A 15,493-nucleotide genomic window follows, 5' to 3' on the forward strand; every position below is an offset into this window, starting at 1 on the left:
AAGATCGAACGCTCGTACGCGCTGGTTCCCGACTCCGCGTCAAGCGGGACAGGGCCCTGCGCCTATGGTTGCTCCAGCGCTCATTCAAAGTCACAGCCCGACCTGCCGCTCGCGTTAGGACAGCAAGGACAGCGATGCCCCCCAACACCACCGCCACCACGGGTGACACCGCCACCGCGGGTGCCACGTCCGTCAAGTCCGGCAGGAAGAAGGGGCGCAAAGCCCGACTCATCGTGCTGGTGCTGGTCCTGGCCATCATCGGAGGCATCGCCTACGGGGCGTACTGGTCGATCAGCACCGTGCGCGCCTCCTTCCCGCAGACCACCGGTTCGATCAAGCTCGACGGCCTGTCCGGGCCGGTCGACGTCAAGCGGGACGGCTACGGCATTCCGCAGATCTACGCGTCCTCGGACGAGGACCTGTTCATGGCGCAGGGCTACGTCCAGGCGCAGGACCGGTTCTACGAGATGGACGTGCGCCGGCACATGACCTCCGGGCGCCTGTCGGAGATGTTCGGCAAGAGCCAGGTCAAGAACGACGAGTTCCTGCGCACCCTCGGCTGGGACCGGATCGCCCGGCAGGAGTACGACACCAAGCTGTCGGCGTCCACCAAGAAGTACCTCCAGGCCTACGCCAAGGGCGTCAACGCCTACCTCCAGGGCAAGGACGGCAAGGACATCTCCCTGGAGTACGCGGCCCTGGGCTTCACCAACGACTACAAGCCGGAGAAGTGGACCCCGGTCGACTCCGTCTCGTGGCTGAAGGCGATGGCCTGGGACCTGCGCGGCAACATGCAGGACGAGATCGACCGCGCCCTCATGACGAGCCGCCTCGGCCCGCAGCAGATCCAGGACCTGTACCCGGCGTACCCCTACGGCCGCAACAAGCCGATCGTCCAGGAGGGCCAGTACGACGCGGTGACCCAGGCCTTCCAGCAGAGCGGCGCCACGGGCTCCGCCCAGGGGACGACCGGCGGCACCCAGGGCACGACCGGCGCGACGGGCACGACCGGCACGACCGGCACCCAGGGCACGGCCGGCACGACCGGCGGCGCCACCGGCTCTTCTCAGGGCACGACCGGCACGACCGGCTCCTCCACCTCGGCCGGTACCGGTTCGGGGCTCACGAGCCAGCTGGACGGCCTCTACAGCGCCCTGGACGACCTGCCCACGGCCGTCGGCGTGAACGGCCAGGGCATCGGCTCCAACTCCTGGGTGGTGGCCGGGAAGTACACCATCACCGGCAAGCCGCTGCTCGCCAACGACCCGCACCTGTCGGCGTCCCTGCCGTCCGTCTGGTACCAGATGGGCCTGCACTGCCGCACCGTCTCCAGCAAGTGCCAGTACGACGTCAGCGGCTACACGTTCGCCGGCATGCCCGGTGTGATCATCGGCCACAACGGGAAGATCGCCTGGGGCCTGACCAACTCCGGCGTCGACGTCACCGACCTCTACCTGGAGAAGGTGAGCGCGAACGGTTACCTGTACGACGGCAAGATCCGGCCGTTCAAGACCCGCGAGGAGACCATCAAGGTCGCCGGGGGCGCGGCCAAGACGATCGTCGTCCGGCAGACCCAGGACGGGATGCCGCTGCTGTCCGACCGTGACGACGAACTCGTCCAGGTCGGCAAGAAGGCCACCGTGAACACCGCCGCGCCCGACCGCGGCGACGGCTACGGCATCGCCCTACGGTGGACCGCGCTCGACCCGGGCACGACCATGGACGCCGTGTTCGCCCTCGACAAGGCCGGGGACTGGAGCGACTTCCGCGCGGCTGCGGCCCTGTTCGACGTGCCCTCGCAGAACCTGATCTACGCCAGCACGGACAACCACATCGGCTACACGCTGCCGGGCAGGATCCCCACCCGCACCGCCAAGGACTCCGGCGCCGTCCCGGTGCCGGGCTGGGACTCGAAGTACCGCTGGAAGGGCTTCATCAAGCAGGACGAACTGCCCTACGAGTACGACCCGGAGCGCGGCTACATCGTCACCGCCAACCAGGCCGTGGTCGACCCGGACACGTACCCCTACACCCTCACCACCGACTGGGGCTACGGCACCCGCAGCCAGCGCATCACCGACCTGATCGAGTCCAAGATCAAGGACGGCGGCAAGATCTCCACCGACGACATGCGGCAGATGCAGCTGGACAACAGCAGCGAGATCGCCAAGCTCCTGGTGCCCAAGCTGCTGAAGATCAACCTGGACGACCCCGAGGTCCGCCAGGCGCAGAAGCTGCTGGAGGGCTGGGACTACACCCAGGACGCCGACTCCGCGGCGGCCGCGTACTTCAACGCCGTCTGGCGCAACATCCTCAAGCTCGCCTTCGGCAACAAGCTCCCCAAGGAGCTGCGCGTCAAGGGGCAGTGCCTGTGGGTCGACAAGATCGACAGCACCGGCCCGGTGGACGACGACACGAAGGTGCGCGAGTGCGGCCAGCGCGACGCCGACCAGGCGCAGCCGGACGGCGGCGACCGCTGGTTCGAGGTCGTGCGCACCCTGATGGACAAGCCGGACAGCGACTGGTGGAAGACGCCCAAGTCGGGCACCCGCCCCGCCGCCGAGAACCGTGACCAGCTCTTCGCCCGCGCCATGATCGACGCCCGCTGGGAGCTGACCGCCAAGCTCGGCAAGGACATCGACACCTGGAGCTGGGGCCGTCTGCACCGGCTGTTCCTGAAGAACCAGACGCTCGGCACCGAGGGCCCCAAGGCCCTGCAGTACCTCCTCAACCGCGGCCCCTGGAAGATCGGCGGCGGCGAGGCGACGGTGAACGCGTCCGGCTGGAACGCCGCCGGCGGCTACAACGTGGTCTGGGTGCCGTCCATGCGGATGGTCGTCAACCTCGCCGACCTCGACAAGTCCAAGTGGATCAACCTGACCGGAGCCTCCGGGCACGCTTTCAGCGCGCACTACACGGACCAGACGAGCAAGTGGGCCAAGGGCGAGCTGCTGCCCTGGTCGTTCTCCGGCAAGGCGGTCGACAAGAGCACGAGCGACACCCTGGTCCTCAAGCCCTGACCACCGGCACAGAGCACGGAACGGCCCTCCACGCGCGCGTGGAGGGCCGTTCCGCGTCAGGGAGGAGGTCAGCCGAGTGGGAAGCGGCGCACTCCCGACGGCGTCACCACCGCGTGCACCGGCTTGTCGTGCGCCTCCGCCGGGACGCGCGCGACGACCTCAGTGTCGTACAGCAGCACCACGAGCAGGGGACGCGCACCCGCCCGCTCCAGCCGGGCCAGCACCCGGTCGTACGACCCGCCGCCGCGCCCCAGACGCATCCCGCGCGCGTCCACCGCGAGCCCGGGCAGCAGGACCACGTCCGCGTCCGTCACGGCGTCCGGGCCGAGACGCGGACCGGAGGGTTCGAAAAGAGCCATCCTGCCGCCGTGTTGCACCCGGGTGAGGGAGTCCGGGCCGGCGTACTCGCCCCAGTCCAGGTCGTTGTCGGGCAGCAGCGCGGGGAGCAGGACGCGCACGCCCCGCGCGCGGAGTGCGTCCATCAGGGCGAGCGTGCCGGGTTCGCCGCCCACCGAGACGTACGCCGCCACCGTGCGGCCACGCGCCAGCTCGGGCAGCTCCACGGCGCGCTCCGCCAGCGCGAGGCCCGCCACGCGGACGTCATCCGCCGTCAACCTGTTCCTCACTCCGAGGAACTCTCGCCGAAAGGCGCGCTTGTCAGGCTCGCCCGTACGTCCGTCGTGTGCCACTGGTCGTCCTCGCGCCCTTCTCGATGCAGGCCATATAAGGGTCAAGCAACCTGAGCCACAGATTGCCCACAAAGGCACCGGATATGGTTGCGGGCATGACTCAGTCCCACCCCAGGATCAGCAAGGCTGTCATTCCCGCAGCCGGCCTCGGCACCCGGTTCCTGCCGGCCACCAAAGCCACTCCCAAGGAGATGCTGCCGGTCGTAGACAAGCCGGCGATCCAGTACGTGGTCGAGGAGGCCGTGTCGGCGGGGCTCGACGACGTCCTGATGATCACTGGGCGCAACAAGCGTCCCCTTGAGGACCACTTCGACCGCAACTACGAGCTGGAATCGGCGCTGGAGAAGAAGGGCGACGCCGAACGGCTCGCGAAGGTGCAGGAGTCCAGCGACCTGGCCACCATGCACTACGTGCGCCAGGGCGACCCCAGGGGCCTCGGGCACGCCGTGCTGTGCGCCGCCCCGCACGTCGGCCACGAGCCCTTCGCCGTCCTCCTCGGTGACGACCTGATCGACCCGCGGGACCCGCTGCTCGCGCGCATGATCGAGATCCAGGAGCAGCACGGCGGCAGCGTCGTCGCCCTGATGGAGGTCGCGCCCGAGCAGATCCACCTCTACGGCTGCGCGGCCGTGGAGGCCACCGCCGACGCTGACGTGGTCAAGGTGACCGGACTGGTCGAGAAGCCGGACCCGGCGGACGCGCCCTCGAACTACGCGATCATCGGCCGCTACGTCCTCGACCCGCACGTCTTCGACATACTGCGCAAGACCGAGCCGGGCCGCGGCGGCGAGATCCAGCTCACCGACGCCCTCCAGCAGCTCGCGCAGGACGAGAAGGTCGGCGGCCCGGTGCACGGCGTCGTCTTCAAGGGCCGCCGCTATGACACCGGTGACCGTGGCGACTACCTGCGTGCCATTGTCAGACTCGCGTGCGAACGTGAAGACCTGGGCCCGGACTTCCGGACCTGGCTTCGCAGTTACGTAGCCGAGGAGATGCAGCAATCTTGAGCAGCGCCGCGACCCGCCCCGCCGGCCCGGACGACCTGTGGTCGGTGGACGAGCATCTGGAGGACATCCTCTCGACCGTCCGCCCCCTCGAACCCATCGAGCTGCAGCTGCTCGACGCCCAGGGCTGCGTCCTGGTGGAGGACGTCACGGTGCCACTGTCCCTGCCGCCGTTCGACAACAGCTCCATGGACGGGTACGCGGTGCGGGTCGCGGACGTGGCGGGCGCCGGGGAGGAGTTCCCGGCCGTCCTGGAGGTCGTCGGGGACGTCGCGGCCGGCGCGGCCGACCCGGTGCGGGTCGGCCCCGGACAGGCCGCGCGCATCATGACCGGCGCGCCGCTGCCGCCCGGCGCCGAGGCCGTCGTCCCCGTCGAGTGGACCGACGGCGGGCTCGGCGAGGGCCCGGTCAGCGGCATGCGGGCGCGCAGCCTGGCCCCCGAGGGCGCCGAGGGCCATGTGCACGTGTACCGCCCCGCCGAGGCACGCGCGCACGTGCGGGCCAAGGGCAGCGACGTGAAGGCCGGGGACCTCGCCCTGGAGGCCGGGACGGTCCTCGGCCCGCCGCAGATCGCACTGCTCGCCGCGATCGGCCGCGGCACGGTACGCGTGCGCCCCCGCCCGCGCGTGGTCGTGGTCTCCACCGGCAGCGAACTCGTCCAGCCCGGCGAGCAACTGGCCGGCGGGCAGATCTACGACTCCAACAGCTTCGCCCTCACCGCCGCCGCGCGGGACGCGGGCGCCATCGCCTACCGGGTGGGCGCCGTCGCCGACGACGCCGAGACCCTCCGCTCCACCATCGAGGACCAGCTCATCCGCGCCGACCTGCTGGTGACCACGGGCGGGGTGAGCGTCGGGGCGTACGACGTCGTCAAGGAGGCGCTGTCGTACGCCGGGGACGCGGACGAGGCGGGCAGCGGCGTGGAGTTCCGCAAGCTCGCCATGCAGCCCGGCAAGCCCCAGGGCTTCGGTTCCATCGGCCCCGACCACACTCCGCTGCTGGCACTGCCCGGCAACCCCGTGTCGTCGTACGTCTCCTTCGAGCTGTTCGTCCGGCCCGCCATCCGCGCGCTGATGGGCGTCACGGACCTCCACCGGCCCCGCGCGCGGGCCGTCCTCAAGGCCGACGGGGCGCTGCGCTCGCCGAAGGGCCGCCGCCAGTTCCTGCGCGGCACGTACGCCGACGGCGAGGTGGTCCCCGTGGGCGGTGCCGGGTCCCACCTGATCGCCGCGCTGGCGCAGGCCGACGCGCTGATCGTCGTGCCCGAGGACACGGAGTCCGTCGAGCCCGGCAGCGAGGTCGAGGTGGTCCTGCTCGGCTGAGTCCCGCTGGTTGGCGGTACCGTGTCGCGCACAGCAGGCCCGCGCGCCGCACCGCGCCGGGCCCGGACCGGGAGCGCCACAGCCATGACCCAGCCTTCCCGGGGGGAGACCCCCGGAGCCCCTGTGCAGGACCGACTGACGCACATCGACGAGGCGGGCGCGGCCCGCATGGTCGACGTGTCCGGGAAGGACGTGACCGCGCGCACCGCCCGCGCCAGCGGCCGGGTCCTCGTCGCACCACGCGTGGTCGAGCTGCTGCGCGGCGAGGGCGTGCCCAAGGGGGACGCCCTGGCCACCGCGCGGATCGCCGGGATCATGGGCGCCAAGCGCACCCCGGATCTGATCCCCCTGTGCCACCCGTTGTCGGTGTCCGGTGTGACACTGGACCTGTCGGTCGCGGACGACGCCGTGGAGATCCGGGCCACCGTGAAGACCACGGACCGCACGGGTGTCGAGATGGAGGCCCTCACCGCCGTGACGGTCGCCGCGCTCACCGTGATCGACATGGTCAAGGCGGTCGACAAGGGGGCGGTCATCACGGACGTACGGGTGGAGGAGAAGACGGGCGGCAAGTCGGGCGACTGGAGCAGGGCATGACCTACCGAGCTCTGGTGATCACCGCTTCCAACCGGGCCGCCGCGGGCGTCTACGCGGACAAGGGCGGCCCGCTGGTCGCCGACGGCCTCAGAAGCCTCGGGTTCGACGTCGACGGCCCGCGGGTCGTCCCCGACGGCGACCCCGTGGAAGCGGCCCTGCGCGCGGGCGTCGCCTCCGGGTACGACGTCGTCGTCACCACCGGCGGCACCGGCCTGTCGCCCACCGACCGCACCCCCGAGGCGACCCGCGCGGTGATCGACCACGAGGTGCCGGGCATCGCGGAGGCCGTCCGCGCGTACGGCCGGGAGAAGGTGCCGACCGCCGCGCTGTCCCGGGGTCTGGCCGGAGTGGCCGGGCACACGCTGATCGTCAACCTGCCCGGGTCGACCGGCGGGGTGCGTGACGGCCTCGCCGTGCTGGAGCCCCTGCTGATCCATGCCGTCGACCAGATCCGCGGCGGTGACCACCCGAGACCCGGCGGTACGGGGGGTGCGAGCTGAACAGCCCTTCCTGGCCCGTCGTACTGGCGGACGGCGATGTCGTCCTCCGGCCGATAAAGCTGCGCGACCAGCGGGTCTGGCGCGAGGTGAACCGGCGCAACCGCGACTGGCTGCGCCCGTGGGAGGCGACCATCCCGCCGCCCACGCCGAGCGGACCGATAGCGCACCGGCCGACCTACCGCCAGATGGTCCGGCATCTGCGCTCCGAGGCGAACGCGGGCAGGATGCTGCCGTTCGTCATCGAGTACCAGGGGCAGCTCGTCGGGCAGTTGACGGTCGCCGGGATCACCTGGGGCTCGATGTGCTCGGGGCACGTCGGCTACTGGGTGGACGAGGCGGTGGCCGGGCGCGGGGTGATGCCGACGGCCGTCGCGCTCGTGGTGGACCACTGTTTCCGCACCGTCGGCCTGCACCGCGTCGAGGTCTGCATTCGCCCCGAGAACCGGCCGAGCCGGCGGGTCGTGGAGAAACTCGGATTCCGCGAGGAGGGGCTCCGGCCGCGTTATCTGCACATCGACGGCGCCTGGCGCGACCATCTCGTCTTCGCGCTCACCGCGGAAGAGGTGCCCGACGGGTTGCTCACGCGGTGGAAACGGGCGCGCTCTCGCGGGAGCCAGCGCACCGAGAGCCAGTGAATTGAATATGTGTTCGAAAATGATCGGCTGTTGACCGTCTCGGGGCGCCGAATTCCCGGCTGCGGTGGTCCTCTGATCGCAAGGGTCGCAAAAAATGCTGGAAATATGAGCCAGATCGTGCGACACACCGGCCCAATTGGCGGATGGCCTCACGCAAACCCCTCTACGGTGTGAGCGTGAGCAGCAGCGGCCTCATCTACGCAGTCATTGTCGGGGCCTGGGCCGCCTACTTGGTGCCGATGTGGCTCCGTAGGCAGGACGAGCTGAACGAGGCCCGTCCGACGGAACGCTTCAGCACCGCCATCCGGCTGCTGTCCGGACGGGCGGGTATGGAGCGCCGGTACGCCAGGGACCTGCGGGCGCGCTCCGCCCAGGAGGGGGAGCCGGACGCCGTCGATCCGGACGCCGTCACCGACTCGGTGGACGTCCGGGCCTTCGCCGTGCCTCCGACCCGCCGTCAGGTGGCCGCGGAGGACGAGCCCGAGGCACCCGGCGGCACCGAAGCGGCGAGCGACCACGTCTCCGTTCCGGCGTCCCGGCCCGCCCCCGAGCCCGTGCCCGCGTCCGGCACCCCACCGGCCCAGCAGCGTGAACCGGCAGCACGGAGCGTGCCCTCGGCGCAGTCCGCCGCGGCACGCGCCCGGCGCACGAAGGTGCTCGCGCGCCGCCGGCGCACCACCGTGGTGCTCTTCCTCGCCTTCACACTCGGCGCGATCGTCGCCGCCGTCGGCGGCCTCGCCTTCCTCTGGGTGCCCGGCGCGCCCGCCGTGCTGCTCAGCGCGTACATCGCCTATCTGCGGGCGCAGGAGCGCCGCCGGTTCGCCTACCAGATGGACCGGCGCCGCGCCGAGGCCGCCGCCCAGCGCCTGCGCGAGCGCCAGCCACGCCGGCGCGCGTCCCTCGACACCGAACCGGGCGCCGAGGAACCGGAGCAGGGCCAGGCCACCGAGACCGACACCGGCCTGTCCGCGCTCGCCGCCGACCGGCGCGCCCTCGTCGAGCAGACCGACCACGCCGAGTGGGTCGACCAGCAGCGCGAGCGGCAGCGGCGGCCCGGCCACGGGGACAGTTGGGACCCGGTGCCGGTCCCGCTGCCGACGTACGTGACCGCGCCCGTCGCCCCGCGCGCCACCTCCGACGTGGATCTCGGCGCGCCCGACACCTGGAGCTCGGCGCGGTCCAGCGCGGTCGTGCCGGAGCAGGAGGCGGGTCGCGCGCCGGAGAGCGGGGCGCGCGATCCGGAGGCGGCGGCCGGGGAGAAGAAGGGGGACAAGGCCGCGGACGGCCGCCCCCACGCCCGGACCCGCTCGCGCGGCGGGGCCTCCGCCGCGGCCGCCGCCCGCCGGGCACGGGAACGCGGACGCACGCCGCTCTTCGACCAGTACGAGGAAGGCGACCGCCCGCGCGCGGCCAACGAGTGACCCGGGTCACCCCGGAAACCCCCGTCCTGACCAGTCAGGGAGCGGATTTCCAAGCACCCCGATCGGGATGCTAAAGTTTCACTCGTTGCAAGGGCCTGTGGCGCAGTCCGGTAGCGCACCTCGTTCGCATCGAGGGGGCCAGGGGTTCAAATCCCCTCAGGTCCACGCAGCTCAAAGCCCCGGTCGGGATATCCCGCCGGGGCTTTGACGTGTCGGGCGGCACCGAAGTACAGCAGCTGCACCCGTCGTCGCTCCGCTCCCGCCCGAGAAGCGGGAGCTGCTTCGGCACGGCAGGCGGGAGCCGCTCCGGCGCGAGTGATCCTGGTCCCCCTGCTCTCACTCTCTGACGCCAGGCTCCGATGGGCGAGGTCCGTGTGCCAGAAGCACTCGCCATCCGTGAGCAGGTGAAGGCCGCCTGTCAGCTCGTCCGTCGGGCTGAGAACGTCGTGGACGGCTGCTCCGCTCGCGGCGAGCAGCGAGCCGGCACGTAGGCAGCCCACGAGGTCCTCCTCGTGCGGATCACCTTCACTCCGCAGCGAGGCGTGCAAGGAAGGCCCACCCGGGCGGCCGTGGTCCAGCTCCCGGAAGTCGCCCAGGAAGCGGTCGGCGTGTACGCGCTCGCTGCTCACCGGCGACAAGGTAGCCGCTCAAGTGACGTGAACAGCCGACTCAGCGGCGTGGGGCAGCGACTTCACCGGCCCGGAGTCAGAGCCGCTTGGCGTAGCAGAGGCTCTCCTCGTGGTGCCGGTAGTAGCCGAACTTCGCGCACGGCTCGTAGCCGCTGGAGGTGTACAGGGCGATGGCCTCCGGCTGCTTGGTGCCCGTCTCCAGGACCATGCGGACCCGGCCGGCCATGCGGGCGTCCTCCTCCAGGGCCGCGAGCATGCGGCGGGCCAGGCCCCGGCCGCGCATCTCCGCGACGACGAACATCCGCTTCAGTTCCGCGTCGCCGTCCTCGTTGCCCTCCTCGTTGCGGTCCTGGCTGCGCCAGCCGCCGGTCGCCACGGGCCGGTCCCGCTCGTCGTACGCGATCAGGTACACGCCCCGGGGCGGATCGAAGTCGGCGGCGTCCAGGACCGTGGCATCGCCCCCGTCGCCGTAGCGCTGGTGGTACTCCTCCTGGACCTCGTCATTGAGCTTGACGGCGTCGGGGTGATCGAAACGAACGCGGCGGATATTCATGCTGGGCATCGTACTTCTATGCAGTCGGCGGAGGTCCCCCGGATTTTGCGGACCCGGACCAGTGTGCCGGTATCGTGCCCGGGTGCTGACTGTGACCTCGGTGAACGTGAACGGGCTGCGAGCCGCCGCGAAGAAGGGCTTCGTGGAATGGCTCGCCGGGACGGACGCGGATGTCGTCTGCCTCCAGGAGGTGCGCGCCGAGCCGCACCAGTTGCCCGAGGAGGCAGGCCGGCCCGACGGCTGGCACGTCGTGCACGCCCCGGCCGCCGCCAAGGGCCGTGCGGGCGTCTCCCTCTACACCCGGCGCGAGCCGGACCGGGTGCGGATCGGCTTCGGCTCCGCCGAGTTCGACGGCAGCGGGCGGTACGTCGAGGCCGAGCTGCCCGGTGTCACCGTCGCCTCCCTCTACCTGCCCTCCGGCGAGGTCGGCACCGAGCGGCAGGACGAGAAGGTCCGCTTCATGGGCGAGTTCCTGGCCCATCTGAAGGAACTGCGCGAACGGGCCGCCGCCGACGGGCGCGAGGTCCTGGTCTGCGGCGACTGGAACATCGCCCACCGCCAGGCCGACCTCAGGAACTGGCGCGGCAACACCAAGAACTCCGGCTTCCTGCCCGAGGAACGGGACTGGCTCGACCGTGTCTTCGCCCCCCAGGACGGCGGCTACGTCGACGTCGTCCGCGCCCTGCACCCGGACGCGGAGGGTCCGTACACCTGGTGGTCGTACCGGGGGCGGGCTTTCGACAACGATTCTGGTTGGCGCATCGACTACCACGCCGCCACGCCCGGCCTCGCCGGCAAGGCGGTCAAGGGCTTCGTCGAGCGCGCGGCCACGCACGCCGAGCGCTGGTCGGACCACGCGCCGGTCACGGTCGTCTACGACCTGTAGGCCCGCTCGTCCGGTCGGCGCCGCTCGTCCGGTCAGTCCCGCTTGTTGAGCCGGCGGTCCAGCGCCAGGGAGAGTTCCGCCTCCACCACGCTGCGGGCCAGCGGGCGCAGGCGGCGGAGGTTCTCCTCGGGGCCGTGGCGCAGGATCAGGTCGGCGAAGAGCTCGGCCAGTGCGTCGGCGTGCTCGCGGACGCGGGCGCCGGCCGTCAGGACCTCGGCGAGCGGGATGCCCTCGCGGACCAGCGCGGAGGAGACGTCCAGCAGGCGCCGGCTGATGTGGACGATCTCGTCGCCGTCGGTGCCGAGGTAGCCCAGCTCCAGGGCGGCGGCCAGGTTCTCGGGGGTGACCTCGCCCTCGAAGCGGGCGGCGAGTTCCTCGGGCGTGAGGCGGACCGGCTCCTCCTCGGTGGGGGTGCCGACGCCGAGCAGGTCGGCGACATCGCGGCCCTGGTCGAGGGCGTCCGCGAGTTCCGCGATGCCGTTCAGGGTGTGGCCGCGCTCCAGGAGTGCCGCGATGGTGCGCAGCCGGGCCAGGTGGTGGTCGTCGTACCAGGCGATACGGCCCTCGCGGCGGGGCGGCCCTATGAGCTTGCGTTCGCGGTAGAAGCGCAGGGTGCGCACGGTGATGCCCGCCTGCCGGGCCAGCTCCTCCATGCGGTACTCGCGCCTGACCGTGGGGTGTTCCGCGTCCTCTGCCACGACCGCAGCCTATGGCGTACCGACGGTAACTTTCCTTCGCCCGCCCCCTACCGCTCAGTAGGCGGCTGCTCTACAGTCCCATTGCGCCAGTGTTCACTGGCAGAGTTCCTAGGTGATGCGTGGAGGCTTCGGGATGGCCGAGCACGAGCATGTACGGGTGGCGGTGATCGGGTCCGGGTTCGGCGGGCTGGGGGCCGCCGTGCGGCTGCGCCGCGAGGGAATCACCGACTTCGTCGTCCTGGAGCGGGCCGACAGCGTCGGCGGTGCCTGGCGGGACAACAGTTACCCGGGGTGCGCCTGTGACGTGCCCTCGCACCTCTACTCCTTCTCCTTCGCGCCCCACCCGGACTGGCCGCGCACCTTCTCCGGGCAGCGGCACATCCGCGCCTATCTGGAGCACGTCACCGACCTCTTCGGGCTGCGCCCGCACCTCCGTCTCGACTCCGAGGTCAAGCTGATGACCTGGGACGACGAGCACCTGCGGTGGACCATCGAGACCACGCGCGGCACGCTGACCGCCGACGTCGTCGTCTCCGCCACCGGTCCGCTGTCCGACCCGAAGATCCCCGACGTCCCCGGCCTCGAATCCTTCCCGGGCAAGGTGTTCCACTCCGCCCGCTGGGACCACGACTACGACCTGCGCGGCAAGCGGGTCGCCGTGGTCGGCACCGGTGCCTCCGCCATCCAGATCGTCCCCGCCATCCAGCCGCAGGTCGGCCGCCTCACCCTCTTCCAGCGCACCCCGCCCTGGGTGCTGCCCCGCGTCGACCGCGCCATCAGCGGCGCCGAGCGCTGGCTGCACCGCCGGCTGCCCGTCACCGCCCAGGTCCGGCGCGGGCTGCTGTGGGGCATCCGGGAGCTGCAGGTGCAGGCGTTCACCAAGCGCCCGGACGAGCTCGGCCTGGTCGAACAGCTCGCCAAGCGGAACATGGCCCGCGCGATCAAGGACCCGGCCCTGCGCGCCAAGCTCACCCCGGACTACCGCATCGGCTGCAAGCGGATCCTGCTGTCCAGCGCGTACTACCCGGCGCTGGCCAGGCCGAACGTGGACGTCGTCGCCGGCGGGCTGAGCGAGATCCGCGGGTCCACGCTCGTCGCGGCCGACGGCACCGAGGCCGAGGTCGACGCGATCGTCTTCAGTACCGGCTTCCACGTCACGGACATGCCCATCGCCGAGCGCGTGGTCGGCGCGGAGGGCATCACGCTCGCGGAGTCCTGGAAGAACGGGATGCGGGCGCTGCGCGGCGCCTCGGCGGCCGGGTTCCCGAACTGGATGACGATCATCGGCCCCAACACCGGCCTCGGGAACTCCTCCATGATCCTCATGATCGAGTCCCAGCTCAACTACATGGCGGACTATCTGCGCCAGCTCGACGTCCTGGGCGGCCGTACCGCCCTCGACGCCCGGCCCGCCGCCGTCGACGCCTGGAACGACAGGGTGCAGGAGCGCATGAAGCGGACCGTGTGGAACACCGGCGGCTGCACCAGCTGGTACCTGGACGCGAGCGGCCGCAACACCACCATCTGGCCCGGTACGACGACCGAGTTCCGGCGCGCCACCCGGCGGGTGGACCTCGCGGAGTACGACGTCCTGCGCAGGCCCGCGGCGGTGACCGGCCCCGGCGCCGGGCCGGCCGGCCGGAAGAGCGGGGCCGCCGCATGAGCCGGAGCGCCCACGTCACCTCCGGCCCCTACGCCCCGCCCGCCCCGGCCCGTACCCTCACCGCCGTCTCCGCCGACGGCGCACGGCTGCACGTCGAGGTGCACGGCCCCGAGGACGCGCCACCGGTCGTCCTCGCCCACGGCTGGACCTGCTCGACGGCGTTCTGGGCGGCCCAGATACGGGACCTGGCCGCCGACCACCGGGTGATCGCCTACGACCAGAGGGGGCACGGGCGCAGTCCCGCGAACCCCGCCTGTACCACCGAGGCGCTGGCGGACGATCTCGAAGCGGTGCTCGCACAGACGCTGAAGCCCGGGGAGAAGGCGCTCGTCGTCGGTCACTCCATGGGCGGGATGACGGTCATGGCCGCGGCCGAGCGCCCCCGCTTCCGGGAACACGCCGCCGCCGTCCTGCTGTGCAGCACGGGGAGTTCGCGGCTGGTCGCTGAAGCGCGCGTGGTGCCGTTGCGCGCCGGGCGCGTGCGCACCTGGATCACCGGGCGCGTGCTCGGTTCCCGCGCGCCCCTCGGGCCGGTCACGCCGGTCGCGCGGAGCATCCTCAAGTACGCCACGATGGGCGCCGGTTCGTCCCCGCACATGGTGGAGGCGTGTGCGCGGATCGTGCACGCCTGCCCGCGCGCCGCGCGCCACGCGTGGTCGGCCGTCCTCGCCGCGCTCGATCTCGACCACGGCGTACGGCGGTTGAGCGCGCCCACCGCGGTGCTGCACGGCGCGTCCGACCGGCTCACGCCTCCGGTGCACGCCCGGTCGCTGGTCGCCGCGCTGCCGCACTGCGTCGGTCTCACCGAGCTGCCCGGCGTCGGCCACATGACCCCGGTCGAGGCCCCGGAGCCGGTGACGGCGCGCATCCGGGAACTCGTCGGCACGTATGTCACGGGGGCTGTCCCCGAGCACGGTTCCACCCCCGCGCAGATCAAGGAGGGCGCATGAGCAGGGTCAGCCTCGAAGGGCAGGTCGCGGTCGTCACGGGAGCGGCGCGCGGCGTCGGTGAGCTGCTGGCGCGCAAACTGTCCGCGCGCGGCGCGAAGGTGGCGCTGGTCGGGCTGGAGGAGGAGGCGCTGAAGGAGGTCTCCGGGCGGCTGCACAGCGACAGCGCCCACTGGTACGCCGACGTCACCGACCACGAGACGATGAGCCGGGTCGCCGAGGAGGTGAAGGCGCGGTTCGGGAAGGTCGACATCGTGGTCGCCAACGCCGGTGTGGCGACGGGCGGTCCGTTCGCCGACTCCGATCCGCAGGCGTGGCGGCGGGTGATCGAGGTGAACCTCATCGGTTCGGCGGTGACCGCGCGGGCGTTCCTGCCGGTGCTGGTGGAGAGCCGCGGCTATCTGCTCCAGATCGCCTCGCTGGCGGCGATCACACCCGCGCCGATGATGACGGCGTACTGCGCGTCCAAGTCGGGCGTGGAGGCGTACGCGCACAGTCTGCGCGCCGAGGTCGGCTACCAGGGCGTCCGTGTCGGCGTCGGGTATCTGTCCTGGACCGACACCGACATGGTGCGCGGCGCCGACCAGGACGACGTCATGCGGGAGCTGCGGCAGCGGCTGCCGTGGCCGTCCAACAAGACCTACCCGCTGGGTCCCGCCGTGGACCGGCTCGTGGAAGGCATCGAGCGGCGCTCGGCGCACGTGTACGGGCAGTGGTGGCTGCGCGGCATGCAGGGCGTGCGCGGATATCTGCCGGGGCTCATCGGGACGGTCGGGCAGCGCGAGATGAGGCGGTTCGCGCCCCGCCTGAAGGGCATGCGTTCCGGGCTCGTCGGCGCAGGTGGGGCGGCCGATGAGGCGGCCCGCGCTACGCACCGTAACTGATCGACATGCAGGGCGTGTTCGCCCGTGTGAATCTGGTCGAGGCCC

14 protein-coding genes and 1 tRNA gene are annotated in these 15,493 nt (G+C 71.7%); 12 read left to right on the forward strand and 3 right to left on the reverse strand.

Going from position 1 to position 15,493, the window contains the following annotated elements; translation table 11 throughout:
* The first annotated feature begins 134 nt into the window (after positions 1 to 134).
* On the forward strand, positions 135 to 3,020 hold the full coding sequence (locus C3492_RS01590; RefSeq protein ID WP_103809872.1) for a penicillin acylase family protein: 2,886 nt from the start codon (positions 135 to 137) through the stop codon (positions 3,018 to 3,020).
* 68 nt (positions 3,021 to 3,088) lie between these two features.
* On the opposite strand, the gene C3492_RS01595 is transcribed toward C3492_RS01590, so the two are convergent.
* Positions 3,089 to 3,709 carry a 5-formyltetrahydrofolate cyclo-ligase gene (locus tag C3492_RS01595; protein ID WP_103809873.1) on the reverse strand — a complete coding sequence of 207 codons (621 nt, stop codon included), beginning with the start codon at positions 3,707 to 3,709 and terminating at the stop codon, positions 3,089 to 3,091.
* 95 nt (positions 3,710 to 3,804) lie between these two features.
* On the opposite strand from C3492_RS01595, the gene galU reads away from it, so the two are divergent.
* From galU to C3492_RS01630, 7 genes are all read left to right on the forward strand, one after another.
* Entirely contained in the window at positions 3,805 to 4,716 is a 912-nt protein-coding gene (galU, locus tag C3492_RS01600) for a UTP--glucose-1-phosphate uridylyltransferase GalU (protein WP_103809874.1), read from the forward strand.
* On the forward strand, positions 4,713 to 6,035 hold the full coding sequence (gene glp, locus C3492_RS01605) for a gephyrin-like molybdotransferase Glp (protein WP_103809875.1): 1,323 nt from the start codon (positions 4,713 to 4,715) through the stop codon (positions 6,033 to 6,035). Before galU ends, glp begins: the two co-directional genes overlap by 4 nt.
* A gap of 84 nt (positions 6,036 to 6,119) precedes the next feature.
* A complete protein-coding gene (gene moaC / locus C3492_RS01610; RefSeq protein WP_103809876.1) occupies positions 6,120 to 6,632 on the forward strand; it encodes a cyclic pyranopterin monophosphate synthase MoaC in 513 nt (170 codons plus the stop codon).
* Entirely contained in the window at positions 6,629 to 7,132 is a 504-nt protein-coding gene (locus C3492_RS01615) for a molybdenum cofactor biosynthesis protein B (protein WP_103809877.1), read from the forward strand. The genes moaC and C3492_RS01615 overlap by 4 nt, the downstream gene beginning before the upstream one ends.
* The gene (locus tag C3492_RS01620; RefSeq protein ID WP_103809878.1) at positions 7,129 to 7,767 is read left to right on the forward strand and encodes a GNAT family N-acetyltransferase; all 639 of its coding nucleotides are present in this window, start codon (positions 7,129 to 7,131) and stop codon (positions 7,765 to 7,767) included. Before C3492_RS01615 ends, C3492_RS01620 begins: the two co-directional genes overlap by 4 nt.
* A gap of 176 nt (positions 7,768 to 7,943) precedes the next feature.
* The gene (gene glpR, locus C3492_RS01625; RefSeq protein ID WP_181140138.1) at positions 7,944 to 9,188 is read left to right on the forward strand and encodes a gephyrin-like molybdotransferase receptor GlpR; all 1,245 of its coding nucleotides are present in this window, start codon (positions 7,944 to 7,946) and stop codon (positions 9,186 to 9,188) included.
* A gap of 91 nt (positions 9,189 to 9,279) precedes the next feature.
* Positions 9,280 to 9,353: transfer RNA gene (locus C3492_RS01630), tRNA-Ala, on the forward strand.
* 540 nt (positions 9,354 to 9,893) lie between these two features.
* Here the strand turns inward: C3492_RS01630 and C3492_RS01635 are convergent.
* Entirely contained in the window at positions 9,894 to 10,370 is a 477-nt protein-coding gene (locus tag C3492_RS01635) for a GNAT family N-acetyltransferase (protein WP_103809879.1), read from the reverse strand.
* An 82-nt stretch (positions 10,371 to 10,452) separates the two neighbouring features.
* Here C3492_RS01635 and C3492_RS01640 point away from each other — a divergent pair, with 82 nt between their 5' ends.
* Positions 10,453 to 11,256 carry an exodeoxyribonuclease III gene (locus C3492_RS01640; protein ID WP_181140139.1) on the forward strand — a complete coding sequence of 268 codons (804 nt, stop codon included), beginning with the start codon at positions 10,453 to 10,455 and terminating at the stop codon, positions 11,254 to 11,256.
* 32 nt (positions 11,257 to 11,288) lie between these two features.
* Here the strand turns inward: C3492_RS01640 and C3492_RS01645 are convergent, their stop codons facing one another.
* On the reverse strand, positions 11,289 to 11,909 hold the full coding sequence (locus tag C3492_RS01645) for a MerR family transcriptional regulator (protein ID WP_103810039.1): 621 nt from the start codon (positions 11,907 to 11,909) through the stop codon (positions 11,289 to 11,291).
* 178 nt (positions 11,910 to 12,087) lie between these two features.
* On the opposite strand from C3492_RS01645, the gene C3492_RS01650 reads away from it, so the two are divergent.
* From C3492_RS01650 to C3492_RS01660, 3 genes are read left to right on the forward strand one after another with little or no spacing between them, the layout of a single operon-like run.
* Complete coding sequence (locus C3492_RS01650; RefSeq protein ID WP_103809881.1) at positions 12,088 to 13,617, forward strand: NAD(P)/FAD-dependent oxidoreductase; 1,530 nt, start codon at positions 12,088 to 12,090, stop codon at positions 13,615 to 13,617.
* The gene (locus tag C3492_RS01655) at positions 13,614 to 14,567 is read left to right on the forward strand and encodes an alpha/beta fold hydrolase (protein WP_103809882.1); all 954 of its coding nucleotides are present in this window, start codon (positions 13,614 to 13,616) and stop codon (positions 14,565 to 14,567) included. The genes C3492_RS01650 and C3492_RS01655 overlap by 4 nt, the downstream gene beginning before the upstream one ends.
* Positions 14,564 to 15,448 carry an SDR family oxidoreductase gene (locus C3492_RS01660; protein ID WP_103809883.1) on the forward strand — a complete coding sequence of 295 codons (885 nt, stop codon included), beginning with the start codon at positions 14,564 to 14,566 and terminating at the stop codon, positions 15,446 to 15,448. Before C3492_RS01655 ends, C3492_RS01660 begins: the two co-directional genes overlap by 4 nt.
* Positions 15,449 to 15,493 lie beyond the last annotated feature (45 nt).

Source organism: Streptomyces sp. Ru62, assembly GCF_002920615.1.
Lineage (GTDB): Bacteria > Actinomycetota > Actinomycetes > Streptomycetales > Streptomycetaceae > Streptomyces.

Bases quoted from the DNA above. Each gene is read 5' to 3' on its own strand.
- galU (WP_103809874.1), top strand. From the start codon at position 3,805: ATGACTCAGTCCCACCCCAGGATCAGCAAGGCTGTCATTCCCGCAGCC.
- C3492_RS01645 (WP_103810039.1), bottom strand. From the start codon at position 11,909: ATGGAGGAGCTGGCCCGGCAGGCGGGCATCACCGTGCGCACCCTGCGC.
- C3492_RS01660 (WP_103809883.1), top strand. From the start codon at position 14,564: ATGAGCAGGGTCAGCCTCGAAGGGCAGGTCGCGGTCGTCACGGGAGCG.
- C3492_RS01655 (WP_103809882.1), top strand. From the start codon at position 13,614: ATGAGCCGGAGCGCCCACGTCACCTCCGGCCCCTACGCCCCGCCCGCC.
- C3492_RS01615 (WP_103809877.1), top strand. From the start codon at position 6,629: ATGACCTACCGAGCTCTGGTGATCACCGCTTCCAACCGGGCCGCCGCG.
- C3492_RS01650 (WP_103809881.1), top strand. From the start codon at position 12,088: ATGGCCGAGCACGAGCATGTACGGGTGGCGGTGATCGGGTCCGGGTTC.
- C3492_RS01590 (WP_103809872.1), top strand. From the start codon at position 135: ATGCCCCCCAACACCACCGCCACCACGGGTGACACCGCCACCGCGGGT.
- C3492_RS01635 (WP_103809879.1), bottom strand. From the start codon at position 10,370: ATGAATATCCGCCGCGTTCGTTTCGATCACCCCGACGCCGTCAAGCTC.
- moaC (WP_103809876.1), top strand. From the start codon at position 6,120: ATGACCCAGCCTTCCCGGGGGGAGACCCCCGGAGCCCCTGTGCAGGAC.